The organism is Paenibacillus sp. RC84, assembly GCF_041260495.1.
Classification (GTDB): Bacteria; Bacillota; Bacilli; order Paenibacillales; family NBRC-103111; genus Paenibacillus_F.
Genome location: NZ_JBGBYL010000005.1, coordinates 256,789 through 282,405 on the forward strand (window position 1 = coordinate 256,789; position 25,617 = coordinate 282,405).

Annotated in this window: 26 protein-coding genes; 24 read left to right on the plus strand and 2 right to left on the minus strand. The window is 56.0% G+C overall.

Annotation, left to right across the window (positions count from 1 at the left end; all coding sequences use genetic code 11):
• Positions 1–28 precede the first annotated feature (28 nt).
• Positions 29–886, plus strand: a complete 858-nt coding sequence (locus ABH899_RS13790) for a bifunctional 5,10-methylenetetrahydrofolate dehydrogenase/5,10-methenyltetrahydrofolate cyclohydrolase (RefSeq protein WP_369997012.1) — start codon at positions 29–31, stop codon at positions 884–886.
• A complete protein-coding gene (locus ABH899_RS13795) occupies positions 883–1,503 on the plus strand; it encodes a cyclodeaminase/cyclohydrolase family protein (RefSeq protein ID WP_369997014.1) in 621 nt (206 codons plus the stop codon). The genes ABH899_RS13790 and ABH899_RS13795 overlap by 4 nt, the downstream gene beginning before the upstream one ends.
• A 142-nt stretch (positions 1,504–1,645) precedes the next feature.
• Here the strand turns inward: ABH899_RS13795 and ABH899_RS13800 are convergent, their stop codons facing one another.
• Positions 1,646–2,140: a DinB family protein gene (locus ABH899_RS13800; RefSeq protein ID WP_369997016.1), complete on the minus strand. Its 495-nt coding sequence runs from the start codon at positions 2,138–2,140 to the stop codon at positions 1,646–1,648.
• A 196-nt stretch (positions 2,141–2,336) separates the two neighbouring features.
• On the opposite strand from ABH899_RS13800, the gene ABH899_RS13805 reads away from it, so the two are divergent.
• The 4 genes from ABH899_RS13805 (at position 2,337) to ABH899_RS13820 (ending at position 6,761) form a co-directional block, all read left to right on the plus strand.
• The gene (locus tag ABH899_RS13805; RefSeq protein WP_009672317.1) at positions 2,337–2,888 is read left to right on the plus strand and encodes a CGNR zinc finger domain-containing protein; all 552 of its coding nucleotides are present in this window, start codon (positions 2,337–2,339) and stop codon (positions 2,886–2,888) included.
• 121 nt (positions 2,889–3,009) lie between these two features.
• Positions 3,010–4,242 carry an aminopeptidase gene (locus tag ABH899_RS13810; RefSeq protein WP_369997020.1) on the plus strand — a complete coding sequence of 411 codons (1,233 nt, stop codon included), beginning with the start codon at positions 3,010–3,012 and terminating at the stop codon, positions 4,240–4,242.
• A gap of 258 nt (positions 4,243–4,500) precedes the next feature.
• Positions 4,501–5,136 (plus strand): bis(5'-nucleosyl)-tetraphosphatase (symmetrical) YqeK, encoded by a 636-nt coding sequence (gene yqeK / locus ABH899_RS13815; RefSeq protein ID WP_369997023.1) that lies wholly within the window; start codon positions 4,501–4,503, stop codon positions 5,134–5,136.
• 395 nt (positions 5,137–5,531) lie between these two features.
• Positions 5,532–6,761 carry an MFS transporter gene (locus ABH899_RS13820; protein WP_009672320.1) on the plus strand — a complete coding sequence of 410 codons (1,230 nt, stop codon included), beginning with the start codon at positions 5,532–5,534 and terminating at the stop codon, positions 6,759–6,761.
• 74 nt (positions 6,762–6,835) lie between these two features.
• Here the strand turns inward: ABH899_RS13820 and dhaS are convergent, their stop codons facing one another.
• Positions 6,836–7,420, minus strand: coding sequence for a dihydroxyacetone kinase transcriptional activator DhaS (dhaS, locus tag ABH899_RS13825; RefSeq protein WP_369997027.1), 585 nt, complete (start codon positions 7,418–7,420; stop codon positions 6,836–6,838).
• Between the two features lie 330 nt (positions 7,421–7,750).
• On the opposite strand from dhaS, the gene ABH899_RS13830 reads away from it, so the two are divergent.
• The 18 genes from ABH899_RS13830 (at position 7,751) to ABH899_RS13915 (ending at position 25,392) form a co-directional block, all read left to right on the plus strand.
• Positions 7,751–10,957 (plus strand): bifunctional cytochrome P450/NADPH--P450 reductase, encoded by a 3,207-nt coding sequence (locus ABH899_RS13830; RefSeq protein ID WP_369997410.1) that lies wholly within the window; start codon positions 7,751–7,753, stop codon positions 10,955–10,957.
• A gap of 219 nt (positions 10,958–11,176) precedes the next feature.
• Entirely contained in the window at positions 11,177–11,422 is a 246-nt protein-coding gene (locus tag ABH899_RS13835) for a hypothetical protein (protein ID WP_369997030.1), read from the plus strand.
• Positions 11,423–11,628: 206 nt separating this feature from the next.
• On the plus strand, positions 11,629–12,243 hold the full coding sequence (locus ABH899_RS13840; protein WP_009673956.1) for a TVP38/TMEM64 family protein: 615 nt from the start codon (positions 11,629–11,631) through the stop codon (positions 12,241–12,243).
• 147 nt (positions 12,244–12,390) lie between these two features.
• Positions 12,391–13,029: a cupin domain-containing protein gene (locus ABH899_RS13845; RefSeq protein WP_369997033.1), complete on the plus strand. Its 639-nt coding sequence runs from the start codon at positions 12,391–12,393 to the stop codon at positions 13,027–13,029.
• A gap of 192 nt (positions 13,030–13,221) precedes the next feature.
• Positions 13,222–13,788 (plus strand): PadR family transcriptional regulator, encoded by a 567-nt coding sequence (locus ABH899_RS13850; protein ID WP_369997035.1) that lies wholly within the window; start codon positions 13,222–13,224, stop codon positions 13,786–13,788.
• Between the two features lie 5 nt (positions 13,789–13,793).
• The gene (locus ABH899_RS13855) at positions 13,794–15,455 is read left to right on the plus strand and encodes an amidase (RefSeq protein ID WP_369997038.1); all 1,662 of its coding nucleotides are present in this window, start codon (positions 13,794–13,796) and stop codon (positions 15,453–15,455) included.
• 17 nt (positions 15,456–15,472) lie between these two features.
• Positions 15,473–16,093 carry an SRPBCC family protein gene (locus ABH899_RS13860; protein WP_369997041.1) on the plus strand — a complete coding sequence of 207 codons (621 nt, stop codon included), beginning with the start codon at positions 15,473–15,475 and terminating at the stop codon, positions 16,091–16,093.
• 51 nt (positions 16,094–16,144) lie between these two features.
• On the plus strand, positions 16,145–16,483 hold the full coding sequence (locus ABH899_RS13865) for a VOC family protein (protein WP_009673939.1): 339 nt from the start codon (positions 16,145–16,147) through the stop codon (positions 16,481–16,483).
• 24 nt (positions 16,484–16,507) lie between these two features.
• The gene (locus ABH899_RS13870; protein ID WP_369997044.1) at positions 16,508–16,909 is read left to right on the plus strand and encodes a GNAT family N-acetyltransferase; all 402 of its coding nucleotides are present in this window, start codon (positions 16,508–16,510) and stop codon (positions 16,907–16,909) included.
• Positions 16,910–17,172: 263 nt separating this feature from the next.
• A complete protein-coding gene (locus ABH899_RS13875; protein WP_009673932.1) occupies positions 17,173–17,838 on the plus strand; it encodes an amino acid ABC transporter permease in 666 nt (221 codons plus the stop codon).
• Positions 17,819–18,487: an amino acid ABC transporter permease gene (locus ABH899_RS13880; protein ID WP_369997047.1), complete on the plus strand. Its 669-nt coding sequence runs from the start codon at positions 17,819–17,821 to the stop codon at positions 18,485–18,487. The genes ABH899_RS13875 and ABH899_RS13880 overlap by 20 nt, the downstream gene beginning before the upstream one ends.
• Positions 18,488–18,516: 29 nt before the next feature.
• On the plus strand, positions 18,517–19,284 hold the full coding sequence (locus ABH899_RS13885) for an amino acid ABC transporter ATP-binding protein (protein ID WP_369997050.1): 768 nt from the start codon (positions 18,517–18,519) through the stop codon (positions 19,282–19,284).
• Positions 19,281–20,168: a transporter substrate-binding domain-containing protein gene (locus ABH899_RS13890; RefSeq protein WP_369997051.1), complete on the plus strand. Its 888-nt coding sequence runs from the start codon at positions 19,281–19,283 to the stop codon at positions 20,166–20,168. The genes ABH899_RS13885 and ABH899_RS13890 overlap by 4 nt, the downstream gene beginning before the upstream one ends.
• 168 nt (positions 20,169–20,336) lie before the next feature.
• Positions 20,337–20,933, plus strand: coding sequence for a TetR/AcrR family transcriptional regulator (locus ABH899_RS13895; protein ID WP_369997054.1), 597 nt, complete (start codon positions 20,337–20,339; stop codon positions 20,931–20,933).
• A 302-nt stretch (positions 20,934–21,235) separates the two neighbouring features.
• Entirely contained in the window at positions 21,236–22,255 is a 1,020-nt protein-coding gene (locus ABH899_RS13900) for an aliphatic sulfonate ABC transporter substrate-binding protein (protein ID WP_369997057.1), read from the plus strand.
• Positions 22,256–22,278: 23 nt separating this feature from the next.
• Complete coding sequence (locus tag ABH899_RS13905) at positions 22,279–23,136, plus strand: ABC transporter permease (RefSeq protein WP_369997059.1); 858 nt, start codon at positions 22,279–22,281, stop codon at positions 23,134–23,136.
• A gap of 2 nt (positions 23,137–23,138) precedes the next feature.
• Complete coding sequence (locus tag ABH899_RS13910) at positions 23,139–23,999, plus strand: ABC transporter permease (protein WP_369997062.1); 861 nt, start codon at positions 23,139–23,141, stop codon at positions 23,997–23,999.
• A gap of 34 nt (positions 24,000–24,033) precedes the next feature.
• Entirely contained in the window at positions 24,034–25,392 is a 1,359-nt protein-coding gene (locus tag ABH899_RS13915) for an LLM class flavin-dependent oxidoreductase (protein WP_369997065.1), read from the plus strand.
• The last annotated feature ends 225 nt before the right edge of the window (positions 25,393–25,617 follow it).

A 25,617-nucleotide genomic window follows, 5' to 3' on the forward strand; every position in this document is an offset into this window, starting at 1 on the left:
GGAACCAATAAATCGGGGGGCGGAACACATGGGAATGTTAATGAAAACGGCAGATCTTGCCGGTCGGTTAAGGGAATCGATCCGAATAGAAACGGACGCGTGGAAAAAGCGGGGAATAGAACCTTCCCTGGCGGTTGTACTCCTAAAAGGAGATCCGGCTTCCGAATACTACGCCAGAGCCAAGGAAAAGACGGCGCAAAAACTCGGCATCGGCTACCGGCTGATGGAATTCGATCCGGCTATTACGCAGTCGGAATTGCTCGGACATCTCGGAGAGCTGAACGAAGACAAAAGCGTGCACGGAATCATGCTGGAGCTTCCGCTGCCCCGGCATTTGAACCCGTCCGAAGCTTTCGAGATTATCCGCTCCGACAAAGATGTGGACGGGATTACGCCCGGCAGCAAACTTGCCTGTTTCCTCGGCACAAAAGGGCTGTACCCGGCAACGCCCCAGTCCTGTATCCGCATTCTGCAGGAATTCGGATTCGGACTGAAAGGGCGGCATGTGGTGCTCGTCGGGAGAGGCGAGACTGTCGGCAGGCCTTTGATGCCTATGCTGCTGCGGGAGCACGCGACCCTTACGGTATGCCATTCGCACACGGAGAATCTCGCGCGTCATATTGCCGGTGCGGACATCCTCATTACAGCGGCCGGAAGGGCGGGGATGGTTACCGCGGACATGGTGCACCCGGATCTGGTCGTTGTCGATGCGGGCATCAACGAAACGGACACGGGATTAACGGGGGATGTGAGCCCGGACGCTCTGCAGCGGGTAAAGGCGATGACGCCGGTGCCGGGAGGCGTAGGGACGTTAACGACGCTGATCTTGTTTGAAAATCTGTTAAAAGCGGTCGGAATGCAGATCGGGGAGGGAGCGCACAAATGAGGGTGTACGATCAGTCGATTCGCGAATTTCTGGCCGAGGCTTCTTCGGGCTCCCCGGTGCCCGGCGGAGGAAGCATTGCCGCTTTGGCCGCAGCCCTCGGAGCGTCCATGGGATCGATGACCGCCAGCTTGACCACGGGCGCCAAGTTTAAAGAGCAAGAAGCCGCGATGCTCGAGAATGCGGATCTTTTTCGGCAGGCCATCGTGCGGTTCGAATCCTTGCAGGAAAAAGATATGGCTTCATTCAGCCGGTTCATGAAGGCGCTGAAGCTGCCGGCTTCCACTTCCGTGGAGAAAGAAGCCCGGAGTCTCGCTATCCGGGAAGCCTCCGCTTATGCGGCGGATGTGCCGCTGGAACTGATGGAGGCGTGCCTCGGGGTCATGCGGCGGCTGGCGGCCCTGGCCCCGGAAGTCAACAAGAATGTGGTGTCCGATCTGGGAATTGCCGTTCTGATGCTGGAAGCCGCGGTACAATCCGCCTGGATCACGGTGGAAATCAACTTGAATGCCATGTCCGCCGACAGCCGGAACATATACAGAGACAAAGGAACGCTTCTGCTGAGCGAATCGGAAGAAATAAAGCGGAATGCTTTGATACAAGTAAGAGAGCGGATTTGAGAAGCCGCTTGGGGCCGCAGAGCTTTCCGATCATGGACGGCAAGATGTACCGTTCCGGCAATGATACCAAAAACCGTCTGAGCTTCTTCTGAAAAGAAGAGTTTCAGACGGTTTTTGTTGCCGGTTTAACGAGCCCGCGCGTTTATTCGCAGCTGCGAGTCGACGGCCAGGAGCCTTGAAGCTTGCGGATCAGCACGATCTCGCCGGTATGAAAAGCGTCGTGCTGGATGACGCTGCCGATGCGGAAACCGATCGGATGATCGCGGTATAGAGCGTCCATGTCCAGATCGGATTTGGTATCCAGAAGGCTGCCGATGCGGGTATGAACGGCGTCGAGCTCACGAAGCGTCCGCTGCCACGCTTCTTCGGAACCGTGCGTATCGGGCGTTTTGAATGTGTCGTCGTTATTCTGGGCCCAGTGGTCCGGTTCTTCGCCCTGGAGATGCTCCAGCAGCCGCTGCTTGTAGTAGACCAGATGGTTGACTGTCTCCCAGATGGTATTGCCCGCTTCACCCGGCGGCCGCCAGGAAGCTTGCTCGGCGCTTATCCCGCTAACGGCGTCTTTCAGAGGGGCATACCAGTCTTCCGTTCCGTAAGCGTGTTCCCAACCTCGTTTGAGAAGATCCAATCCGTTCATTCGATTTCCTCCTGAATTAAGAATGGTGTAAAATTAGAAAAGCGATGTCATCATGCGTGGACAGGTTGTGCAATGAGCCTGCCCGTTAGCGAACAATTCGACAGGTTTATTGTAACCATCTAAAACGATTATGATGGTTACACACTGGATTTTAACATCAATTGGAAAAAGACTCAATCTTTATTCGGAGGTTGTTTTGGAAAATTCGGCTTTAGAGTTTATGAACAGCCAGTGGTACGACTGGCGGGGAACGGGGCGGAGCGAGGACAGGCTCGACCGGCCGGGCTGGCTGGAAGCTTTTCTCGAGAAGTGGGAGCTGCAGGCCCAGGTGCCTCCGCAGCCCCACGAACGCGCCGCCCTCGGCGAGCTCCGGCAGGCTATGCGCGCGATCACGGAATGCGCTTGCACTAACAGCGAGCCGGATCGCGCGGACATCGCCAGGCTGAACGAAGCGATGGCTGAAGTGCCTTCCCGACCGGTTCTGGCGAGGGAAGAAGGCGGCTGGCGGCTGGAGCGCAGGACGGGCGATAGGGGCTGGGCCGCGGTCATGGGCCAGGTGGCCGTCGCATTTGCGCGGCTGCTGGCGGAAGAAGACGTGCGGCGGCTCAAAATGTGCGCCAATGAAGACTGCCGCTGGGTTTTCTTCGACGAGAGCAGAAGCCGGACGGCCCGGTGGTGCGACGATAAGATGTGCGGCAACCTGATGAAAGTCAGGCGCTTCCGGAAACGCCGGAAAGAAAACGATTGATCCGGCGCCGGAGTATTTTGCGGCCGTGTAACAAGGAATACGGCTTCGCAAGTCGAAGATGTAAGAGGAACCTACATAACGAGCAGACCGAGAGTGAATTTACCTACAAAGGAGAATGAATATGGCCGATCAATTCGAAAGAAATCTGGAAAAATACGCCGAGCTAGCGGTGAAAGTCGGTTTGAACATACAGCCGGGTCAGTCCTTATGGGTGAATGCTTCCATTCAGCAGGCCCCTCTAACCCGTTTTATTGCGCAAAAAGCATACGAAGCGGGAGCGAAATCGGTCCACGTGGAATGGATGGACGATGTTATTACGAAGCTGAGATATACGCTTGCTCCCGACGATTCGTTCGATACCTATCCGGCGTGGAGAGCGCAGGCGGTAGAAGAGCTGGCCGAAAACGGCGGCGCTTATCTGCTTATCGAATCAGGCAACCCGGAACTGCTTCAGGGAGTGAAGCCCGAACGCATCACGGCTTATTCCAAGGCAGCGGGCAAAGCGCTCGTCAAGTGGAGAGAATACATGACCTCCTACAAGATGACTTGGTCTATTCTTGCGGCGCCTTCCACCGGCTGGGCCCGCAAAGTGTTCCCCGATCTGCCGGAAGATGAAGCCGTGGCCGCTTTGTGGGAGGAGATTTTCAAAGCTACCCGAGTGGATCAAGACAATCCCGTTCAGGTCTGGGAGCGGCATAATGCCACGCTCATGGCCAAAGTGGAAGAGCTGAACGCCAAACAATACCGGAAGCTTCATTACCGGGCGCCGGGCACGGAGCTGAGCGTAACGCTGCCGGAGCGGCACATCTGGTGCGGAGGCTCGACTGTGAACGAGAAGGGGGATGCTTTCAATCCGAACGTGCCGACGGAGGAAGTATTCGTATCTCCGCTTAAGGACGGCACGAACGGAGTGGTTCGCAGCACGAAGCCGCTGAGCTATCAGGGAAATCTGATCGAGAATTTCACGCTTACGTTTGAAAACGGCCGTGTCGTGGACTTTCAGGCAGAGAAAGGCTATGAAGCGTTAAAAGGACTTCTCGAACTGGACGAAGGAGCCCGCCATCTGGGCGAGGTTGCGCTTGTGCCTCATGAGTCGCCTATTTCCGCGAGCAACATCATATTCTTTAACACGCTGTTCGATGAGAACGCGTCGAATCACCTTGCTCTGGGGAAAGCCTTCGGCTTCAGCATCCCGGACGGAACGAAAATGTCGGTGGAGGAGCTGACGAAGGCGGGCCTCAACGACAGTATTACCCACGTGGACTTCATGATCGGTTCGGCGGAAATGGACATTGACGGAGAACGGGCCGACGGGACGATTGAACCGATTTTCCGCAAAGGGAATTGGGCTTAATTACCCGTAAAATGCTGCAAATCGGCCTGTAAAGGCAGGGTAACGAGCGCGATAAGGATATCAAAGGTCAGCCGGGATTGCCGGCTGGCTTTTTCTTTGAGTGCATCCGTTCTTTTCTTTATGTGCAGCTCGTTATGCGTTTCTTACGGAAGCGTGCGGCGGGCTTTTTTGTTTTTAGGAAAGGTTTATTTGGAATTACCTGGGATATCCTTTTATACTTACAAAGTGGCCCTTATAAAACTAATGGGGAGTGAGGTAATGAACGTTTACGAGCATCTGGTCCAACCGGAACGGTCAGGCGACCTGAAAAAAGATGTGTATGCTTTTCTGACCGAAAACGGACACCGCGAAACCGCGGAGCACTGCATGAAGGTGGGCGAGAAAGCCCGCGAACTGGCCGTCCGCTTCGGGGCGGACCCGGAAACAGCGGCATCGTCCGGTTATTTGCATGATATCAGCGCCGTTTTTTCCAACGATACGCGTATTTCCGTGTCGGTTCAGCTTGGGATCGAAGTGCTTCCGGAGGAAGAAAGCTTTCCGATGATCATTCACCAGAAGATGTCGAAAGCGATAGCACGGGATCTATTCGGAGTGGCGGACCCTCAGATCTTGAGTGCCGTTGAATGCCACACCACGCTCAAAAAACAGGCATCGCAGATGGATAAGCTTCTTTTCACAGCCGACAAAATCGCCTGGGATCAGAAAGGCAATCCTCCATATCTCGAAGAGCTGAATAGGGGACTTGCGCTTTCGATAGACCATGCCGCGTTTGCCTATATCCGCTACTTATGGAACCGGAAAGACACGCTGAGAGTCGTTCATCCATGGCTTAGAGAGGCGTACGCGGATTTGTCGGGACGAATTGGAAGTGAGCCGGAAACGTGCGGAACCTAAGCCGGGGAAAAATTTTTGCACTGTCAATCGTTCTGATCGTTTTACTGGCTCCGTTTGTTTATGTTCAGGGAAATAAAATGGCCTATGCGGAAAGAGTCAGGAGTTACCTGCTCCAGGAAAAAAGCTACAAAGAAGAGGAACTGGCATCGGTCAAAGGGATTTGGGGGATGAAACTTCCTTCGGAAAAGCGAAGGGAGGGGTAGGAGGTCAACAACCGAAACGAACGGGTTTTAGTTTTTATGTAGACAATTTAAATAATTGTTGACCTAAAACCAAACGTTATTATATTATGTTTATGTATTAAATAAACCGAACGAGATATCGTTTGTTGACCAGGTCTTATTCTGAGTCTGAACAAAATCTCAGTGGGAAATCACAGGAAGGGGCTCTCAGTCGTGTTTAAAAATACTTTTGTCAGAACGATTATTTTATCCAACGTTCTGCTCCAGCTTGGCATCTGGGTAAGAAACTTTGCCATTCTGCTGTACGTGACGGATATAACGAATAACAATCCCAAGTTTGTATCGTTAATCTCAGTCGCCGAATTTACTCCGATTTTTCTTTTCGCGATTATCGGCGGAACGTTCGCGGACCGGTGGAAACCGAAGCGGACGATGATCGTTTGCGATCTTCTCTCGGCGTTGTCCGTATTCGCCGTCCTGCTTGTCGTCATGTTCGGTTCGTGGCAGGCGCTGTTTTTCGCGACGCTGGTGTCGGCGATTTTGTCGCAATTCTCCCAGCCGTCCGCATTGAAACTGTTCAAACAGCATGTCCCGGAAGAGCAGCTTCAAGGGGTCATGGCGATGTTCCAGACGTTAATGGCCATCTTTATGGTATTCGGCCCGATTCTCGGGACATTCGTGTACCAGCACTACGGTCTGGAAATTTCGATTGCGGTCATGGGGGTTTGTTTCATCGCTTCCGCCGCCGTTCTTACTTCACTACCGGCCGATCAGGAGAATCCGGCTAAGGCGGAACGCAATTTCATGCAGGAAATGAAGGACGGACTCCGTTACGTGTGGAACAGCCGTGCATTGAAGACGCTTGGAGGAACGTTCGTCGTTTCGGGCTTGGCGGTAGGGGTTATTCAGCCTTTGATGCTGTTTATCGCTATCGAAAATCTCGGGCAGGATAAACTGTTTCTGCAATGGCTTCTGGCGGCGAACGGAATGGCAATGCTGGCAGGCGGGGGTTTCGTCATGGCACTCTCGAAAAAAATGCAGCCGCAATCACTGCTTGCGGCGGGGCTTATCGCCAGCACCGTTGGAACGATAGGAATCGGCTTGTCCACAAGCGTTCCGCTGACGATCTTTTTCCAGGTGGTGAATGGGCTGTTTTATCCGTGCATCATGATCGGAATTAACACCATGATGATGAAAAACACGGAAGCGGCTTTTATCGGCCGCGTGGGAGGCGTATTAACGCCGATGTTTATGGGGTTTATGGTCATCGGCATGTCTGCCGCTGGATTTATGAAGGATATTTTGTCCCTTCAAACGGTTTATGCCGGAAGCGGAATTCTCTTCTTGCTCGGTGCGCTGCTGCTAGTTCCGCTAATGCTGCGCCGGACGGAACCTCCCCGGGAGAGCCAAGGCGCAGCAGCGGCAGCGGACAGCACCGACTAATCAAACGGCATCGCACGCAGTCCTGTACTATAAAAAAAGCCTCCCCTTTTGTTAGAAGGGGAGGCTTTTTGGCGTTAAGGCGCGGCTTCAACCGGCTGCGGTCCGGCATGTCGGCTGAGCGCGCGGAGCAGCGTACCGTCTACGAGGTCGCTGATCCGTTTCATCATCGTTTCGGGCAGTTCCTTCATGCCCGTTTTGACCCATTTGACGACGATGCCTACGAACGCGAAGGTATAAAATTCCGCAATAAAACATTTGTCCGCATCCGATACGTCAAGGCCGGAGGAAGCATCGTCCACTACTCGTTTGATCATGTCCTTGGTAGCCTCGAACAAATAGCCGTCAAACGCGTTTTGTCCCGGAGTATGGAGCGCGTTGATATAGAACAATCGGTTTTTCATCAAATAATGCAGGATTTGTACGGCCATGTCGCTCCAGTGTTCGTAATCGCGGTAATCGGCGATGCTTTCCACCGCTTCCGAATAGTAAATCCAGTGAACCAGGTCGTATTTGTCTTTAAAATGATAATAAAAGGTCTGTCTGTTCAGTCCGCTGCCGGAGGAAATATCCTGAACACTGATTTTAGCCAAAGGTTTCGTTTCCATCTGCTTTTTAAGCGATGCGGCCAGCGCTTTTTTGGTCGTTTGCGAATCGGTCATGATGTCACCTCGATATGGTTCTTCACACTCCACTTTCCAGTATAAAGGAATTGAGATCTTTTTAAAAATGTAGGAACGGATACGTGCGATTCGTTAACGGAAAAATCGGATTCATAAATAGACAATCCGGGTAAAGTGTTTTGTTTTTGGACAATTCGCTGGAATTGTCTATTTTGCGGGGGCGGTTTTTTGCGTTACACTGGAAATGATTACATAAGGCATCCATACAAGTGGTAATTTTTTCGCAGGCAGCCGCTGGAGAGCGAGAAAAATGGATAGCCGTTCCTTTCTTTTCAAATAGTAGGGAGGATGTGTAAGTACCAGTATGGCATGAACAAGGAGGGCGAGAGTGTCTTGGCTAAATCAGAACCGTTAATTCCGCAGCCCAAAACCTACGGGCCGCTCGGCAATCTTCCGTTAATTGATAAAGAAAGCCCGCTGCAATCGATGATGAAACTGGCGGATGAGCTGGGTCCCATTTTCAAGCTGGAGATGCCCGGCAGAACGCAGCTGCTGATCTCCAGCCACGAGCTGGTCGCAGACGCTTGCGACGAATCCCGTTTTGATAAGAAAATCGGAGCCGCTCTTTCGAATGTGCGCGCGTTTGGGGGAGACGGGTTGTTTACCGCGCACACGGATGAACCGAACTGGCAGAAGGCTCATCATATTCTGCTGCCGACGTTCAGCCAGCGTGCCATGAAGGCGTACCACAACATGATGGTGGACATTGCGGTCCAGCTCATCCAGAAGTGGTCCCGGCTAAACGCGGACGAAATCATTGATGTACCGGAGGATATGACGCGCCTGACGCTGGATACGATCGGATTGTGCGGGTTCAATTACCGGTTTAACAGCTTTTACCGGGAGCAGCCGCATCCTTTTATTACAAGCATGGTAAGAGCGCTTCACGAAGCGATGAATCAGACCCAGCGTCTCGGACTTCAGGACAAGCTGATGGTCATTACGAAGAGACAATTCAACCATGACATCCAGGCGATGTTCGCCTTGGTGGACAAACTGATTGCCGAACGAAGGGCCCAGGGAACGGAAGGGATCGATGACCTGCTGTCCCACATGCTGAACGGCAAAGACCCGGAAACGGGCGAATCCCTGGGTGACGAGAATATTCGCTATCAGATCATTACGTTCCTGATCGCGGGCCACGAGACCACAAGCGGACTTCTCTCGTTCGCCCTTTATTTTCTTCTTAAAAATCCCGACAAGCTCCGGAAAGCGTACGAAGAAGTGGACCGGGTTCTGACCGATCCCGTGCCGACTTACGCACAAGTCCGCGAGCTTACCTACATCCGGATGATCTTGAACGAAGCGCTGCGGCTTTGGCCGACGGCTCCCGCTTTCGTGCTTTACGCGAAAGAAGACACCGTGCTGGCCGACAAATATCCGCTGCAAAAAGGGGATAGCCTGACAGTGCTCATTCCGAAGCTTCACCGGGACAAGACCGTGTGGGGAGATGACGTGGAATCGTTTATTCCCGAGCGGTTCGAAGACCCGGGGAAAATTCCTTACGATGCGTACAAGCCGTTCGGCAACGGACAGCGGGCCTGCATCGGCCAGCAGTTTGCCATGCAGGAAGCTACGCTTGTGCTCGGGATGGTTTTGAAGCATTTTAACATTATGCCGCATAGGGATTATGTCCTGAAGGTAAAAGAAACGCTGACGATGAAGCCCGAAGGCTTCACGATGAAAGTGGAGCCGCGCCAGCAAGGCGTTGCCGTCACCATTCCGGGGACTGCGGTTTCCGCGGCGGATGACAAGCGGGTCAAAGAACAAGCCGTTCCGCTCAGCGTGAACGCCCACAATACGCCGCTGCTTGTGCTGTACGGCTCGAACCTCGGTACCGCCGAAGGCATTGCGCGCGAACTGGCCGATGCGGCGAAATACCAGGGCTTCCGCCCCGAAGTCGCTTCCATGAACGACTATGCCGGGAAGCTGCCAAAGGAAGGGGCTCTGTTCCTCGTAACCGCCTCCTACAACGGCAAGCCGCCGAGCAACGCCAAAGACTTCATGGACTGGCTCGAAAGCGCGGAACCAAGCGAAATCGCCGGCGTCCGGTTCGCCGTGTTCGGCTGCGGCGATCATAACTGGGCGAGCACGTATCAGGACGTTCCGCGCCGGGCCGACGAGCTGCTTGCCTCCAAAGGAGGGCAGCGCCTTGCCGGCCGGGGAGAAGGCGATGCCAGCGGCGATTTCGAGAAGCAGCTGGAAGACTGGCGCGAAGCGCTGTGGCCGGACGTCATGAAGGCGCTGGGCCTGGAGCTCGCCGAGATCTCGGAGAAGGAGAAAAGCTCGCTCAGCCTGCAATTTGTGAGCGGCTTCGCCGGTACGCCGCTGGCGGAATCCTACGATGCCGTGCATGCGGTCATCGCCGGGAACACGGAGCTTCAGCGGGAGGGAAGCGGGCGCAGCACCCGCCGGATCGAGGTGAAGCTGCCCGAAGGCGTGACCTACCGGGTCGGCGATCACCTGGGCGTCCTGCCGCGCAACTCGCGCGAAAGCGTGGCGCGTGTGCTCCGCCGGTTCGGGCTGCAGGGCAGCGACCACCTCATTCTGAGCGGAAGCGGACGAAGCGCCGCCCATCTGCCGCTGGACCGACCGGTGAGCCTGGAAGATCTGCTGGGCCACAGCGTGGACCTGCAGGAAGCGGCAACCCGGGCCCAGCTGCGGGAGCTGGCGGGCTGCACGGCGTGCCCGCCGCACAAGCGCGAGCTGGAAGCCCTGCTGGAAGAGGACGCGTACCGCGAGCAGGTGTGGAAGAAGCGCGTGTCCATGCTCGACCTGCTGGAGCGGTACGAAGCGTGCGAGCTGGGGTTCGAGCGCTTCCTGGAGCTGCTGCCGCCGCTGAAGCCGCGGTACTACTCGATCTCCAGCGCCCCGCAGGTGCAGCCGGAAGAGGCGAGCATCACGGTCGGGGTCGTGAAGGGACCGGCGTGGAGCGGACGCGGCGAGTACCGGGGCGTGGCGTCGAACTACCTGGCGGAGCGCCGGGAGGGCGATGCGGTCGTCATGTTCGTCCGGACGCCGGAATCGGGCTTCGGGCTGCCGGAGGATCCGAAGACGCCGATCATCATGGTCGGCCCCGGCACGGGCGTGGCGCCGTTCCGCGGGTTCCTGCAGGCCCGCAGCGCGCTGCGGCGGGAAGGAACGGAGCTGGGGGAAGCGCACCTGTACTTCGGCTGCCGGTGCGAGAGCGACTACATTTACCGCGAGGAGCTGGAGCGGTACGAGCGGGAAGGCATCGTCAAGCTGCACACGGCGTATTCGCGGGAGGAAGGAACGCCGAAGACGTACGTGCAGCACCTGATGAAAGAGAATGCGGCAGAGCTGATCGCTCTGCTCGAACAAGGCGGGCGGCTGTATGTATGCGGAGACGGAAGCCGGATGGCGCCGGACGTGGAAGAGCAGCTAATGGAGGCTTACGCGAAGCTTCATCAGGCAAGCCCGGAAGAAGCCCGGAAGTGGCTGGACGGCTTGCAGACGGACGGACGCTACGCCAAAGATGTCTGGGCTGGCGTTTAACGGTGATCGCTCGAACTGAACGGGATCTCCCGAGATAAAAGTACAGCAAGCCTCCGTAAGCGGGCAAATCCGCTTGGGGAGGCTTTTTGACTGCCGCTTTCGGGCAAGCGGGAAGGGCATGAAAGACAGGGCGGGCGCACGGAGCGCCGCCCTCTCTGGGTCCTGCTTCCTTATTTGGCCGCTACGTCGGTTCTTACTACGCCCACATCGGAAGCGTTGATGGCGAATGCGTTGCCGCCTTGTCCCGTATGCGCCTTGGCCGATTGGTTAACGTTTCTTGCCTTTTTTAAACACTTTCACATGGACGGCGTTGCTGGCCAGCGCGTTTCCGGCGTGTGTTTTGGCGATGGCGGACTGGAAGATCTGGATGACCAGAAACTTGTTTTTGCCCACTTTATAGGTATAGGATTTGGTTTTCGTATGAACCGCAGGATGCGGCCTCCTTATCCGGTAAGTTATCCCTAGCATATGAAGAATGAGAGATAGGAGAAGCGGCGAATGGCAGAGCAGATAAGCGGTCTCCGGAAAAAAGAGAGGCAGCTGCGGGCAGGCATGCAAATGCTTCCTGGTTTTCCCGGAAGTAAGGGTGGGAAAGACGAGGTTTTTAAGGTAAGCTTAGGCTAGCGGAAATGACCTTCCAAATGACCCCCCGAAAGGAAAAAGCGGAATTCATGGATATTTCAGACATCGTGTCCTATGTAACAAATGAAGACAATTTAAAACATCTGCTGGAACAATACCGGTCGCTCGGTCCGCTTCCGGGTATTTTGCTTACTTTTATGAAATCGTTTGTCCCGCCTCTGCCGACTTTGCTCATCGTAGGGGTAAATGCGGCGGTTTACGGACTGTGGGCCGGTTTTCTTTACTCCTGGATCGGGATCGTGAGCGGCTGTCTCGTCACCTTCCTGATCGTCCGCAAGATCGCCGGTCATTCTTATCTCGAAAGGCTGGCCCGCAAGCCGAAAATCGCAAGAACGACGAAGTGGATCCGGCGGAACGCTTACAGCTACGTTTTTCTGTTGAGCCTGTTTCCCGTGGGTCCGTTCGTGGTCATTAACATAGCGGCGGGACTGGCCGGCATGCGCCTCCGTTCTTTTCTGATGGCCGTTCTGATCGGCAAAGGCATCATGGTGTTCACCGTTTCGTATATCGGTTACGATGTGGCCAAATATATCGAGAATCCGTACCAGCTGCTCTATGTCGTCCTTTTCGTCGCCGTATCGCTGATCGTCAGCAAAAAGATAGAGAAGCGGTTTTCGTCCGGCCAGACGATGGAGCTGGAATAGGTCTGAACTCTATGAAAACTTCTCCCTCACCGCGGGAAACTCATTCTTTACGCTGCTTGGCTGCGTTGAACTTGTCCTTCTTCCGCTTTCGGATAATGTTCCGGCTGACGGCATATGTATGAAGGAATGCAGGATACGGAATGCGGAATGCGGAGAGGAGCTTGGCTAGTGAGCGGATACGGTTATAGGGCCGGCCCGACGAATCGTCACAAAAATTCCGGCATGCCCAATCTCGCCTTTAACGTACGCGATAACGTGCTGTTTAAGCGCAACGAAGACAACGTGGCGTATGAAGTCACCTCAACGCAGCTTCCGCCTATGACGGGTGGAGCTTTTACGGATCTGCGGCTCGGCAGGGGACATATCCGGGAACCCCACTGGCATCCGAACGCGTGGGAGCTTCATGTCATTGTAGCGGGAGAGGCGGAGATTTCGGTGATGTGCCCCGACAGCCCCCAACTGGTGAACTACCGCGCGAAGGAAGGGCAGGTCGTTTTTGTTCCCGCAGGCTGGTGGCACTGGATTACGCCGGTTTCCGAGAAGGTGCATCTTCATGCGTTCTTCAATCACGAGCAGCCCGAGACGGTGCACGGCTCCGATATCCTGAGGCTGACTCCGCCGGAAGTGCTGCAGAACGCCTATAATGTCAATGCCGCTCTTGCCGGCAAAGCCTTCGCGCCGATTACGGAGTCGGTCCGCATCGGACCGGCGGTTCCTGCGCACAGCGAACCGGGAAAACCGGCCACCCCGGGTCAGCCCTATCTTAACGAAAAAAAGAAAACCTAGGCATTTCGTTCGGCCCGGGAGGCCGCCGTTCGTCTAAAAGCTTTCCGCATCTTTCCAGAGCGGGAGGCTTTTTTTGTATGCGGAAATTCGGAGACAGGGAGTACGCCCCCATTTACAGATGGAAAAATATAGGGTACTATATAACCTATAATCATATTATCAATGATAATATAAATGAGGCGGTTTATTCCTATGAATATCGAACAAGTGATTTTGGGTTTTATTTACGGGGAAGCGATGACCGGCTATGAGCTGAAAAAACGGTTCGACGAATCGGTCGCCCATTTCTTCGGAGCGACTTTCAGCGGAATTTACCCGGCGCTCAGGCGGATGGAAAGGGAGGCGCTCATTGAGAAGGAAGTCGTCGTCCAGGAGGGGAAGCCTTCCAAAAATATAGTCCGCATTACGGAGAAAGGGCGGCAGTCGTTTGCGGACTATTTGAAGTCTCCGTTGTCGCCCGGTGTGCAGAAATCGGATCTGCTCGTCCGTTATTTTTTCGGCAGGTATGCCGCCGCGGATCAGATACAAGGCTGGCTGCTGGAGGAACGGGCGAGGCTTGCACATACGAGAGAAGGCCTTCTTCATATGCGGCAGGGAGCTTTGAATGATCCGGACAGCGATGCGTTTCGTCTTAAAACGCTGGAGATGGGTATTGCCCAGCTTGAGTTTTCCCTCCGCTGGATAGACGAGGAACTGACGAAACAGTCCGATGGAGGTTCCGGTGCCCAAGAGAAGCCCGGCAGAAAGGAGAAGGCGTGAATCCTATGAATATTCCTGCAAAAAGCCCGGATGCACTCGCCTCTTCCGCCATAGGCAGCGGGGAAGCTGAATCGCACGCTTCTTGCGCAAAGCTGCCGGAGCTCGGAGCCGCGGAAATGGCCCGCGGAATTAAAGCGGGCAGATGGACGTCGAGCGAGCTTGTGGAGGCGCATATCGCCCGGATCGGACAGATCCAGCCGCTGATCGGAGCGGTTGCCGTCCCGCTGTTCGAGGAGGCGCGCCGGGCAGCGGCGGAAGCGGACAGGCGGACCGCTTCGGGAGAACCGCTCGGTCCTCTGCACGGAGTGCCGGTCAGCGTCAAGGAATCCCTTGACTCGGCGGGAACCGCGTCAACGTGGGGGCTGACGGGACGCACGGCGCCTGCTTCTGAGGACGATCCGGCCGTCGCCGCTCTCCGCCGGGCCGGAGCGGTCGTCCTGGCGAAGACGAATGCGATGCAGCTGCTCATGGGCTGCGAAACCGTGAGCCCGGTATACGGGCGCACAAGCAGCCCGTGGAACCCCGCCGGGCGTTCGTGCGGCGGAAGCAGCGGCGGTGAAGCCGCCCTTATCGCGGCGGGCGGATCGCCGCTCGGTCTCGGCACGGACGTCGGCGGCTCCATCCGCACGCCGGCGCACTTCTGCGGCGTCCACGGGCTGAAGCCGACGCCGGGCCGGGTGGCCTCGCGCCCGCCGGCGGGCATCGCGCACATCTGCCGCGAGGCGGCGGAGATGGCGAGCACCGGCCCGCTGGCGCGGAAGGTCGAAGACCTCGCGCTCGCCATGGAGGTGCTCGCTGCGCCGGAGACGCTGCAGGCGCATCCCCTGCAGCGTCCCGGGGAAACCGATCCGGCGGGACTGCGGATCGGCTTCTACACGTCGGACGGCATTCTGCCGCCGTCTCCCGCCGTGGAGCGGGCGGTCCTGGACGCCGCGGAAGCGCTGCGTGCCCGAGGCGTGACCGTGAAGCCGTTCCGCCTGCCGGAGCCGGATTTGGCGCTGCATCAGTTCTACGCGCTGATGTCGGCCGCCGGGGCGGAAGGCATCGCGGAGACGGCCGGCGCGGATGCGCTTGTCCCGCAGGTGGAGGGCACACGCCGTTCCTTCGGGCGTTCGCGGACGGCGAATCGCATCCTGGCGCTGCTTCTGCGGGGGGCGGGACAGAAAATCGCCGGCACGCACATTCTTCCTTACCTCGGGCGCAAAACCCGAGAGGATCTCGTGAAAGCCGCGGAGCTCCGCCAAGCTTACCGTGAAAAGTTCGCGGCGGAGATGGAGCGGCAGCAGGTCGATGTCCTGCTGTCGCCGCCCTTCCTTACGCCCGCAATCCCGCACGATCATTCTCTCGCAATGACGTACGAGGGCTCTTATGCGCTATTGTATAATTATCTCGGCATGCCTGCCGGGGTCATCAGCCTCAGTCAGGTGCGGGTCGAGGAAGCGGATGCAATGCGGGCCGTCCGAAGCCGGGACAGACTGGTCCAGGCCGCTGCGCAAGCGGACCTGAACAGCGCCGGGCTGCCTGTCGGTGTCCAGGTCGCGGCTGCGCCCTGGCGGGAAGACCGGGTGCTTGCCGTGATGGATATGCTGGAGAAGCTTTTCCGGGACCGTCCGGATTATCCGCCGGGAAAACTTGCGGCGGCTCTTTTGCCGATTAGCGATAAATAACTGTCAGGAGGAAGAGTATGCCCGGAGCACTTTTTAAAGAAAACGTTCGGAAGGAAACGGGAATTGCCTGGGAAGAATGGGTCATCAAGCTCCGGCGTTCCGTGAACGAGCTTTGGTCGCACGAGGAGATCAGGGATCACATTTGCGGCTGTTACGGCGTTTCAGGCGAGTGGGGAGAATGGCTGGCTGCCATGTACGCTCCCTTTTTGGGAAGGACTCCCGTAGGTGTGACTAAGGACGCCGGCGTTCAGATCGGGGTAAGAAAAACGGTTGCGATATCCGCCCCGCAAGCCTGGAGCTATCTGACTTCGAGGGAAGGGTTGCCGTTGTGGATAGGCAGCGTGTCCGAGTTTCCTTTGGAGAAAGGGGCGGAATTCGCTTCCGCCGAAGGTATTACGGGAAAACTTACCGTGGTCGATCCGTTTCGAAAGCTCCGGATGACCTGGAAGCGTAAGGAATGGCCGAATCCCTCGCGTCTTCAAATTACTTTGGCGGCCGCAAAGTCGGGAGGGACCACGATTTCCATTCATCAGGAAATGCTGGACGACGTGTATATGCGGGAAATGATGAAACGGGAGTGGGAGTCCGTGCTGAACCGTATCCATGAATTGGGTGCGGGGGAACACAAAAGGGTGTAAACTATAGAAGACGGATCACGCATTCCAAATCTGTTCAAAGGCGGTGCGAAGATGAAGCTGAACCATCTTAATTTAACGGTTACGGACGTCCCGGCGACTCAGGCTTTTCTGGAAACGTATTTCGGTTTGACAACGCGGAGTACACGCGGAAGCGCGTTCGCGGTATTGTCCGATGACAACGGAGCGGTCCTGACCCTGATGAAAGGCGCGGAAGTCAGCTATCCGAAAACGTTTCACATCGGTTTTATCCAGGAAAGCGAAGAGAAGGTAAACGAGATCAACCGGCGTCTGAAAGAGGACGGGTTCGACGTGGAACCGCCTCAAAGAATGCACGGCTGGACATTTTATGTAAAAGCCCCGGGCGGCTTTGTCGTCGAGGTGCTGAGCTGAAACCGTCAAGGAGGATTCATCCAATTGGACATCCGCTACAGTCATTCCAACGAAGTCAATATAGACGAGCTCCGGGAGCTGTTCCTGTCCGTAGACTGGGAATCGGGAAAACACCCTGAAGAGCTGCATCAGGCGATTCTGAATTCCCACTCGGTCGTGACGGCATGGCACGGCGATAAGCTGGTCGGGCTGGTTAACGCTCTTTCCGACGGGGTAATGACGGCGTATTTTCATTACATGCTGGTGAGGCCGGATTACCAGAACCACGGGATCGGCAAAGCACTGATGACCGAGATTCTCGGCAAGTACAGGGAATACAAAACGAAAGTGCTGATTTCTTACGCGGAAGCGGAATCCTTTTACCGTTCGCTTGGATTCCGGGGGGAACAGGGCGCTGTTCCGCTCTATATTTCCGAATTGGTTTAAAGAGAAGTGGAATAAAACCAAGTTGACAGCTTGGAAAAATATGTTATAAGATATGGAAATAACGGCATCGTCCTGCTCCGTGCGGGGTTGAACAGCATGATTTTTTCCTATCCAGACAGCCTCAGGCGGACCCATCAGGTGATAGCCGCGCGGCTGTTTTTTTGTTTGCACAGGAGGTGGGAGGAAATTCCGATCCGGTACAAGGCCGCCTTTAAACCTTGTTATCGGGTAAGAATAGAAGGTTTAACAGTAGGAGGAGAATTGTGCATCTCGACACGGACTTTATGTGGAAGCATCTGCCCGATTTTGTGCGAGCCGGAGGGGAGACGCTCAGAATCGGGGGCATCGCCATCTTTTTTTCCCTTTTCGTGGCTGTCATTCATTCGTTTATTCTGTATTTTCGCATCCGTCCCCTGACCTGGGCCGTCCGGCTGCATGTTGAACTGGCGAGAAACACACCGCTGCTTATCCAGTTGTTTTTTCTGTATTTCGCCCTGCCGCAGCTGGGGATTAAACTGTCCGCGATGACGACGGTTTTTATTGCGATGACCTTCCTGGGCGGCGGATATTTTACGGAGGTGTTCCGTTCGGGCATAGAGGCCGTTGAGAAGTCGCAGTCGGAATCGGGGCTTGCCATCGGGCTTTCGAAATGGCAGTTGTTCCGGTATGTCATCCTGCCGCAGGCGCTGCGGATTTCCATCCCGTCGTTATTCGCGAACTTTATTTTCCTGCTTAAAGAAACGACGGTCGTGTCGGCGATTGCGGTACCGGAGCTGCTTTATACGACGACGAATTATATTTCGCTGTATTACAAAACGTACGAGATGCTTCTGATGATGACGCTCTGTTATCTCGTTATTTTTCTGCCGCTGTCCTTTCTGCTGGGTTATCTGGAAAGGAGGTTCCGGCATGGCGCTTTCGGCTTATGAGCTTCTCGTCAGGAGCCTGCCTCAGCTTGCGGAAGGGCTGTGGGCCACGCTGCGAATCTCGCTTCTGACCATTGTGTTCAGCGTGGCCGGAGGAATCGGTTTCGGGCTGCTGAGAACTTCGCGCCTGCTTCTCGCGCGTCTGCTGTCCGGAACGATTCTGGAGCTGGTCCGGAGCGTTCCGATCCTGGTTTGGCTGTTTTTCTTTTTCTTCGGTCTGCCGATCCTCTTCGACATCCATCTTCCCGCATTCGCTTCGGCCCTGCTTGTCCTGTCGCTGTGGGGGATGACCGAAATCGGGGAAATCGTCCGGGGAGCCCTGCAATCTCTTCCCAAAGGGCAGACGGAGGCCGGAAAATCCTTGGGACTGAGCGGGTGGCAGCTGCTGGGATACGTGCTTATCCCGCAGGCGGTGAGGCGTATGGTGCCGCCGGCCATCAACGTCTTTACGCGGATCGTCATGACAAGTTCTCTGACGGTGCTGGTGGGTGTGACGGAACTGATCAAATCGGGTCAGCAGATCATTGAGCGCCATTACACGTTTTCTTACGCCTCCGTCGTTATTTACGGCCTCATGGCTCTATTGTATTTTGCCTTATGCTACCCGCTGTCTGTGTTCTCGCGCAGACTGGAAAGAAGATGGGCCGACTAGCCTGCTGAACGGCCGGAAATGAGGTACTTATGGGGGAAGCGCTTCTGCAGCTTAGACAAGTGGAGAAATCGTTCGACGGGCACCGGGTGCTCAAGCGGATCGATCTGGATGTGGCACTGGGGGAAGTCGTCGTCATTCTGGGCCCGAGCGGATGCGGCAAAAGCACGCTGCTCCGGTGTTTGAACGGACTCGAACCGATACAGGGCGGCACCCTTTTGTTCAAAGGGGAAGACCTGAACGCCGGGAAAGTGCCGTGGCGGGTGACCCGGCAGAAAATCGGCATGGTTTTTCAGAGCTATCATTTGTTCCCGCATATGACGGTGCTCGATAACATTTTGCTGGGACCGCTCAAAGTACAAAAACGGAGCCGGCGCGAAGCGGCCGCGGATGCGGAGAAGCTGCTGGCGCGCGTCGGTCTGCTGGATAAAAAGAACGCATATCCCCGTCAGCTATCGGGTGGCCAGCAGCAGCGGATCGCCATCGTCCGGGCGCTTTGCATGCGGCCCGAGGTGATGCTGTTCGACGAAGTAACGGCGGCGCTCGATCCCGAGATGGTGAAAGAAGTGCTGGAGGTGATGCTGGACTTGGCCCGGGAGGGCATGACCATGCTGATCGTGACTCACGAAATGAGATTCGCCCGTGCGGTTGCCGACCGGATCATATTTATGGACGAAGGCGAAATTCGCGAAATCGCGCCGCCGGATACATTTTTCAGCAGTCCCCAAAGCGGCCGCGCCAAGCATTTTTTAAACCAGTTTTTCGAAATGGAGACCGGAAAAGGGAGAGAAGAAGCATGAGAAAAAGAATAGCTGTATGGGTAACAGTCGTCCTGCTTGCGGGCGTATTGGCCGCTTGCGGAGCCGCCAAAGATTCGAAAGACGCTTCGGGAAGCGGAGCCAAACCCGCATCGGCCGGTGAAAGCGGCGGAGGAAGCATCCGGAAAATCAAAGACCGGGGGAAGCTGATCGTAGGCGTATTTACGGACAAGCCCCCGTTCGGCTTTACCGACGACAAAGGGAACAAGATCGGCTTCGACAGCGATCTGGCCAAGCGTTTCGCCAAGGATCTGCTGGGGGACGAATCGAAGATCGAGTTCGTGACGGTCGAGCCCGCCAGCCGCATCCCGTTTCTGCAAAGCGACAAGGTGGACCTCATCGTGGCGAATATGACGGTGACCGAGGAGCGCAAGGAAGCGGTGGATTTTACGAATCCCACGATGAAAGTGGCGACACAGGTGCTCGTGTCCGAGAAAAGCGGGCTTAAGACGCTGGCCGATCTGAAGGGCAAAAAAATCATCGTCACGAAGGGCACGACAGCCGATCTGTTTCTGACCAAAAACCGCCCGGACGTAGAGCTGGTCAAGTACGAGAAAAATACCGAATCCCTGCAAGCGCTGAAAGACGGGCGCGGAGACGGCTATGCCCAGGATAACTTCGTTCTCTTCGCCTGGTCCCGCCAGAACCCCGGCTTCACGCTTATCCCGGAGAAGCTGGAGAAAGAAGCGCCGATCGCTCCGGCGGTCAAGAAAGGGAATACCGAGCTCCGGGATTGGGTGAACAAGGAGCTGGAGACGCTCGGGCAGGAGAAGTTCCTGCTGCAGCTTTACGACAAGTACGTCAAAGAGGAGCTCGGCTCCGCTACCGATCCGAACGACGTCATTACAGAAGGCGGCAAACTGTAAGCGGCGCAATTGCAAAGCATCCCCCTCTTCCGGACCGGGAGAGAGGATGCTTTTTTTAACGTCCGATGATCCTGTGCGATCCGTTAGTCTTGGCTTTTGAGGTCAGGTTGATTATCATAGACGCAGGGAAGCCAGTAAATACAGAGCAGTTCGCAAGGAGGGAACCGGGTGTCGCCGAGAAATGCGGAACGGGATTTACGCGTCAGAGAAGAACGGATTCAGCTCATTCTGGATTCCGCCATAACGGTTATTTCGTCAAAAGGGTTCGGAGCCGCGAGCATCAGCGATATCGCAAAGGCGGCCGGCATCAGCATCGGCACGATGTACCATTATTTCAGCTCCAAAGACGAGATTTTCGCCGACGTGTTAAAACGCGGACAGCTCGATTACGGAAAGAGAGCGGCGGAGCTCGCCGATGAGCAAACGATGCCGCCGCTGGTCAAGCTGCACGAATTCGCCGCGGGCTGGCTTGCCAATCCGATCAATTGGGCCTACACGATCATGCTGCAGAGCGCACGGACGACCGAAACCGTGCCCGTGGAGATCCGGCAGGCCGTTACGGACCGGTTTACGGCCAATCTTCAGCCGATCGCGCGCATTATGGAGGATGGACAAGGCCGGGGGGATATTAGGGCCGGAGATCCGCTGCAGCTGGCTTTTTATTATGTGAGTCTGATTCAAGGCCTGACCCTGCAGAGGGCGCCGGGTTTCGAAATCCCCGTATCCATTGAAGTGGACGCGCTGATCCGGTTTTTTGAAGCTTGATTCAATTCCGATTTATCCGATAGGAAAAAAGTATTGACAATTTTCTTTTCAGCCTGATAGAATGCTGGTAACAAACCGAATGAATATTCAGGTTGTGAAACGAACAACCGAATTCAGACCCAGACCTTTTTAACGCATTCGACCAGACAGCTGGAGATTGGCGGTAGGCAAACAAGCGGGGAACGAACCTGCTTATAGTCCTGCGGCCATTTTTTATTTCTTAAAACCAATTAAAAAGATCGGTTTTGTTGTTTTTGGCATCGAGCGTAAATTTGAACGACATACGGAGGAGAGATACGGATATGAAAACATGGACAACGGCGCTGCTTCTGCTTGCAACGGTTCTGATCGCGGCCGGCTGCGCCAAGAAAGACGAAGCGTCCCCGTCCGCAAACGGAGGCAAGCCGGATTATAAGGGGCTTACCCTTAAGCTGGGCGTCCAGGGAAGCGGGGGCATGTACGCCAAAGCGAGGGAAGAGAAATGGTTTGAGAAAGCCTACGAACCGCTTGGCGTAAAAGTCGAATGGGCGGAATTTCAAAGCGGTCCGCCCATGACGGAAGCGATGGCCTCGGACAAACTGGATTTCGCTTCCCTCGGCAATATGCCGGTCATCGCCGCCCAATCGGCCGGCATCAAGTTCCAGATTATTTCCCAGATACTCGACGGCAAGCGGAATACGGCCATTATCGTACCGGCGAACAGCCCGCTTAAGGACATCCGGGATTTGAAAGGCAAGAAGGTTGCCGTTACGAAGGGCAGCAACGCTTATAATCTGCTGACCCGGGGATTGCACGATGCCGGAGTTAACCCTGCGGACGTTCAGGTCATCCAACTGCAGCCGAACGAAGCTCAGCCCGCCTTCGATTCAGGCAAGGTCGATGCCTGGGCCGCCTGGGACCCGTACATAACCGTCAACACCTTGACGGGAAAAGGAAAAGTGCTGGCCGAAGGCGAGACTTTGGGCGTTCTGGCCCCGTCTTTTGTCATCGTGCGCAAAGAGATCGCGGATAAATATCCGGAGCTTGCCACCGTCTATTTGTCCGTCCTTGAGAAGGCGAGGCTGTGGGAGGAACAGAACTCCGCGGAAGTTCTGAAACGGTATGCGGCGGATTACAAAATCCCGGAAGCGGTCGTCGGCGGCATGCTGACACGTTCGAAATCGATCAATATTCCGGTCAGTGAGGCTACGGCTGCGGAGCTTCAGAAAACGGCCGATTTTCAAGAGTCGGCCGGAACGATCCGCAAGAAGATCAAAGTGGCGGACGCCGTAAACAACACCTTTATCGAAGAGGCTCTTAAAGCGGCCTCTGCGGCCAAATAAGATCCGAAAGAGAGGCGCTGCACATGCTTTCGGCGAGTACCCGAAACAAACTTATGGCCGGCAAGCGGTTCGGAAGTTCGCCGGCGGCCGGAAAATCACGCAAGAAATCTCTTCTTGCGGTTAACCGGCTCACCGGACTTCTGCTTCCCCTCGGTCTGCTTGCAGGATGGCAGATCGCCGGCTCCGCCGGGTGGCTGAATCCCATCCTGCTGCCGGCCCCGTCCGATATACTCGGTGAATTCGGGGCGATGCTGCTAAGCGGGGAACTGTTCCGCAACCTCGGAGTCTCGGCATGGAGAGTGCTGTACGGTTTTCTGCTGGGAGGGGGCCTCGGACTTGCGGCCGGGCTGTGGGTCGGATTTTCGCACAAGGCGGAAAGACTGCTGAATCCCACGCTGCAAATGCTGCGCACGCTGCCGCATCTGGCGATCGCGCCGTTGTTTATTCTCTGGTTCGGCTTCGGGGAGGAATCCAAGCTCCTGCTCATAGCCAAAGGTTCTTTTTTTCCGCTTTACATTCAAACCATCCTGGGCATACGTTCTGTGGACAATAAAATGTTCGATGTCGCCCGGGTGCTTGAGTTCAGTCGTTTTCAGATGATCGCCAAGCTGATTCTGCCCGCTTCCCTGCCTAACATCCTGCTCGGCACCCGGCTGTCGCTCGGCGTCGCATGGCTTGGGCTGGTCGTCGCCGAGATGATGGGCTCCAGCACCGGCATCGGTTTTATGATCAACGATGCCCGGTCCATGTCGCTCACGACGGTTATGTTCGTCGGGATTATCGTGTTTGCGGTGATGGGCAAGCTGTCCGACTCGCTTGTACTTCTGGCCGAGCGCAGGCTGCTCCGCTGGAGAGACAGTTTCCGGGGAGAGGGGGGATAAGCATGGCGAAATCCGTATCCGCAAAAGGCTTTGCCAAAACGTTTTCGGGCAAAACGGCTCCGAACGCCTACGGCAGGACGGCCAACGACTTGGGCTGGCTCGGAGTGTTCCCGTCCTGGTCGCACGGCCTGCTTGTCCCGTTCGTCCTGCTGGCGGTATGGCAGGCGGCCGGTATGAGCGGACTGGTCGGCAAGGAGCAGCTGCCGACGCCTTCGGCCATTGCCCGGCGCTTCGCCGAGCTAGGCCTGAGCGGCGAACTGCTGCGGCATATCGGCGTCAGCTTCGTCCGGGCCGCAAGCGGTTTTCTGCTTGGGGCGCTTACCGGGCTTCTGACCGGGCTGTTCACCGGAATCGGCAAAATGATCGAACGGACGCTGGACCCTTCGCTCCAGATGCTGAGGACGGTGCCGCTGCTTGCGCTGATTCCACTGTTTATCCTGTGGTTCGGAATCGGGGAATTCAGCAAAATTCTGATGATTTCGCTGGCCGCTTTTTTCCCGGTCTACCTCAATACGTTCACGGGAATCCGGGGTGTGGATTCCAAGCTCTACGAGGTGACCCGCATTTTGCGGTATTCGCGCCGCCAGCAGCTGAGGAAACTCATTATCCCTTCCGCGCTGCCCCAAATTTTGCTGGGTCTGCGTCTGGCCATGGGCGTTTCGTGGCTCGTACTCGTTTTCGCCGAACTGATGGGGACGAGCGCGGGCATCGGATACATGATCGAGGATGCCCGGACGTATTCGAATACGGATATCGTATTCGTCGGGATTATCCTGTTCGCGTGCGTCGGTTCTTTATCGGACCTCGCGGTCCACGCTCTGGAGAAACGCTGGCTGGGCTGGCGGGATACGTTCAAGGGTTGACCGAGACATTTGAATTAGAGGAGGTTGAATGCGAATGTCTAAACGCACGGACCAGCTCCATCTGGGAGCTTTCATTTATTATGCCGGCCATCATCATGCGGGCTGGCGCCATCCGGAATCCGGGGTGGAGGGGATGTACGATTTCGACCTGTACCGCTCCATTGCCGAAACGGCCGAACGCGGCAAGTTCGACATGATTTTTTTCGCGGATTTGTTGTATGTGCAGCATGTGGATAGGGCGGCCTCGGGCATGCTGGACCCCATAACGCTGCTGTCGGCTCTGGCCGCCGTTACGAAACGGATCGGCCTTACGGCGACCGTATCCACGACCTACAATCATCCTTACAATGTAGCCCGGAAGTTCGCGTCGCTCGATTATATCAGCAAGGGGCGGGCGGGCTGGAACATTGTGACCTCCCAGCTCGATATCGAAGCCCACAACTACGGCCTGCCGAAGCACCCCGATCATGCGCTTCGCTACGAGATGGCCGAAGAATTCGTCGAAGCGGTCACCCGGCTTTGGGACAGCTGGGACGACGACGCGCTGGTGCTCGACCGGGAAGCGGGTATCTATGCCGATCCCGGCAAGGTGAAGGCGGTCGACTACCGGGGGAAATGGTTCTCCAGCAAAGGACCGCTGAATGTTCCCCGCCCTCCCCAGGGGAATCCGGTCCTGATCCAGGCGGGCTCGTCCCCGCAGGGACAGGAGTTCGCTTCCCGTTACGGCGAGGTGATTTTCACCGCGCAGCAGTCGCTGGAGGCGGCCAAAGCGTTCTATGCCACCGTCAACGGCAGGTTGTCCGGAGCAGGCAGAAAGCCGGGCAGCCTCAAAATTATGCCGGGAATATCGCCGATTCTCGGAGCGACAGTGGAAGAAGCCCGGCGCAAAGAGCGGGAGCTGACGGATCTTATCCCGACCGAGCTGGCCGTCATGGCCCTGTCCGGCATGGTCAGCCACGATCTGTCGGCTTACCCGCCGGACGGCCCGCTGCCCGATATTCCCGATCCGGTGGAGAAGTCCAACGGGATGAAAAGCCGCGTCCAGCTTATTATGGATACCGCCCGTTCCGAGGGGCTTTCCATCCGGGAGCTGGGGCAGAGGATTCTGGGCGCCCGGGGACACTTGCAATTCGTCGGTACACCGGAGCAGCTTGCGGATCTCATGGAACAGTGGTTCCGGGAGAAAGCATGCGACGGGTTCAATGTCATGGGGCCGGTCCTGCCGGGAGACCTGGAGACATTTACCGACGAGGTGGTTCCGATTCTTCAGCGCAGAGGCCTTTTCCGTACGGAATACAACGGAACCACGCTGCGGGATCACTTGGGCCTCGAACGGGCCGAAGCAGGGCATTTCAGCAAACGCGGTTCGGCGGAGGTCGGCGTGAACGGATAGGGAGAGAGCCGGTTTCCGGCGGATTTGACGGCGATTCTTCCTGCAGGCCGTTTCCTATTGCGGGAAACGGCTTTTCAATTGGCATAAATTCAGGTTCAGCTAGAAAAGGCATAAAAAACCTCAATAGATAAAAATTACACATTTCTGCTAAAATGAAGAAGAATCCACCCGATTTAATAGAGAGGTGATAAAAAAGTTACCGGCGGACGCGGATAACCCCGGATT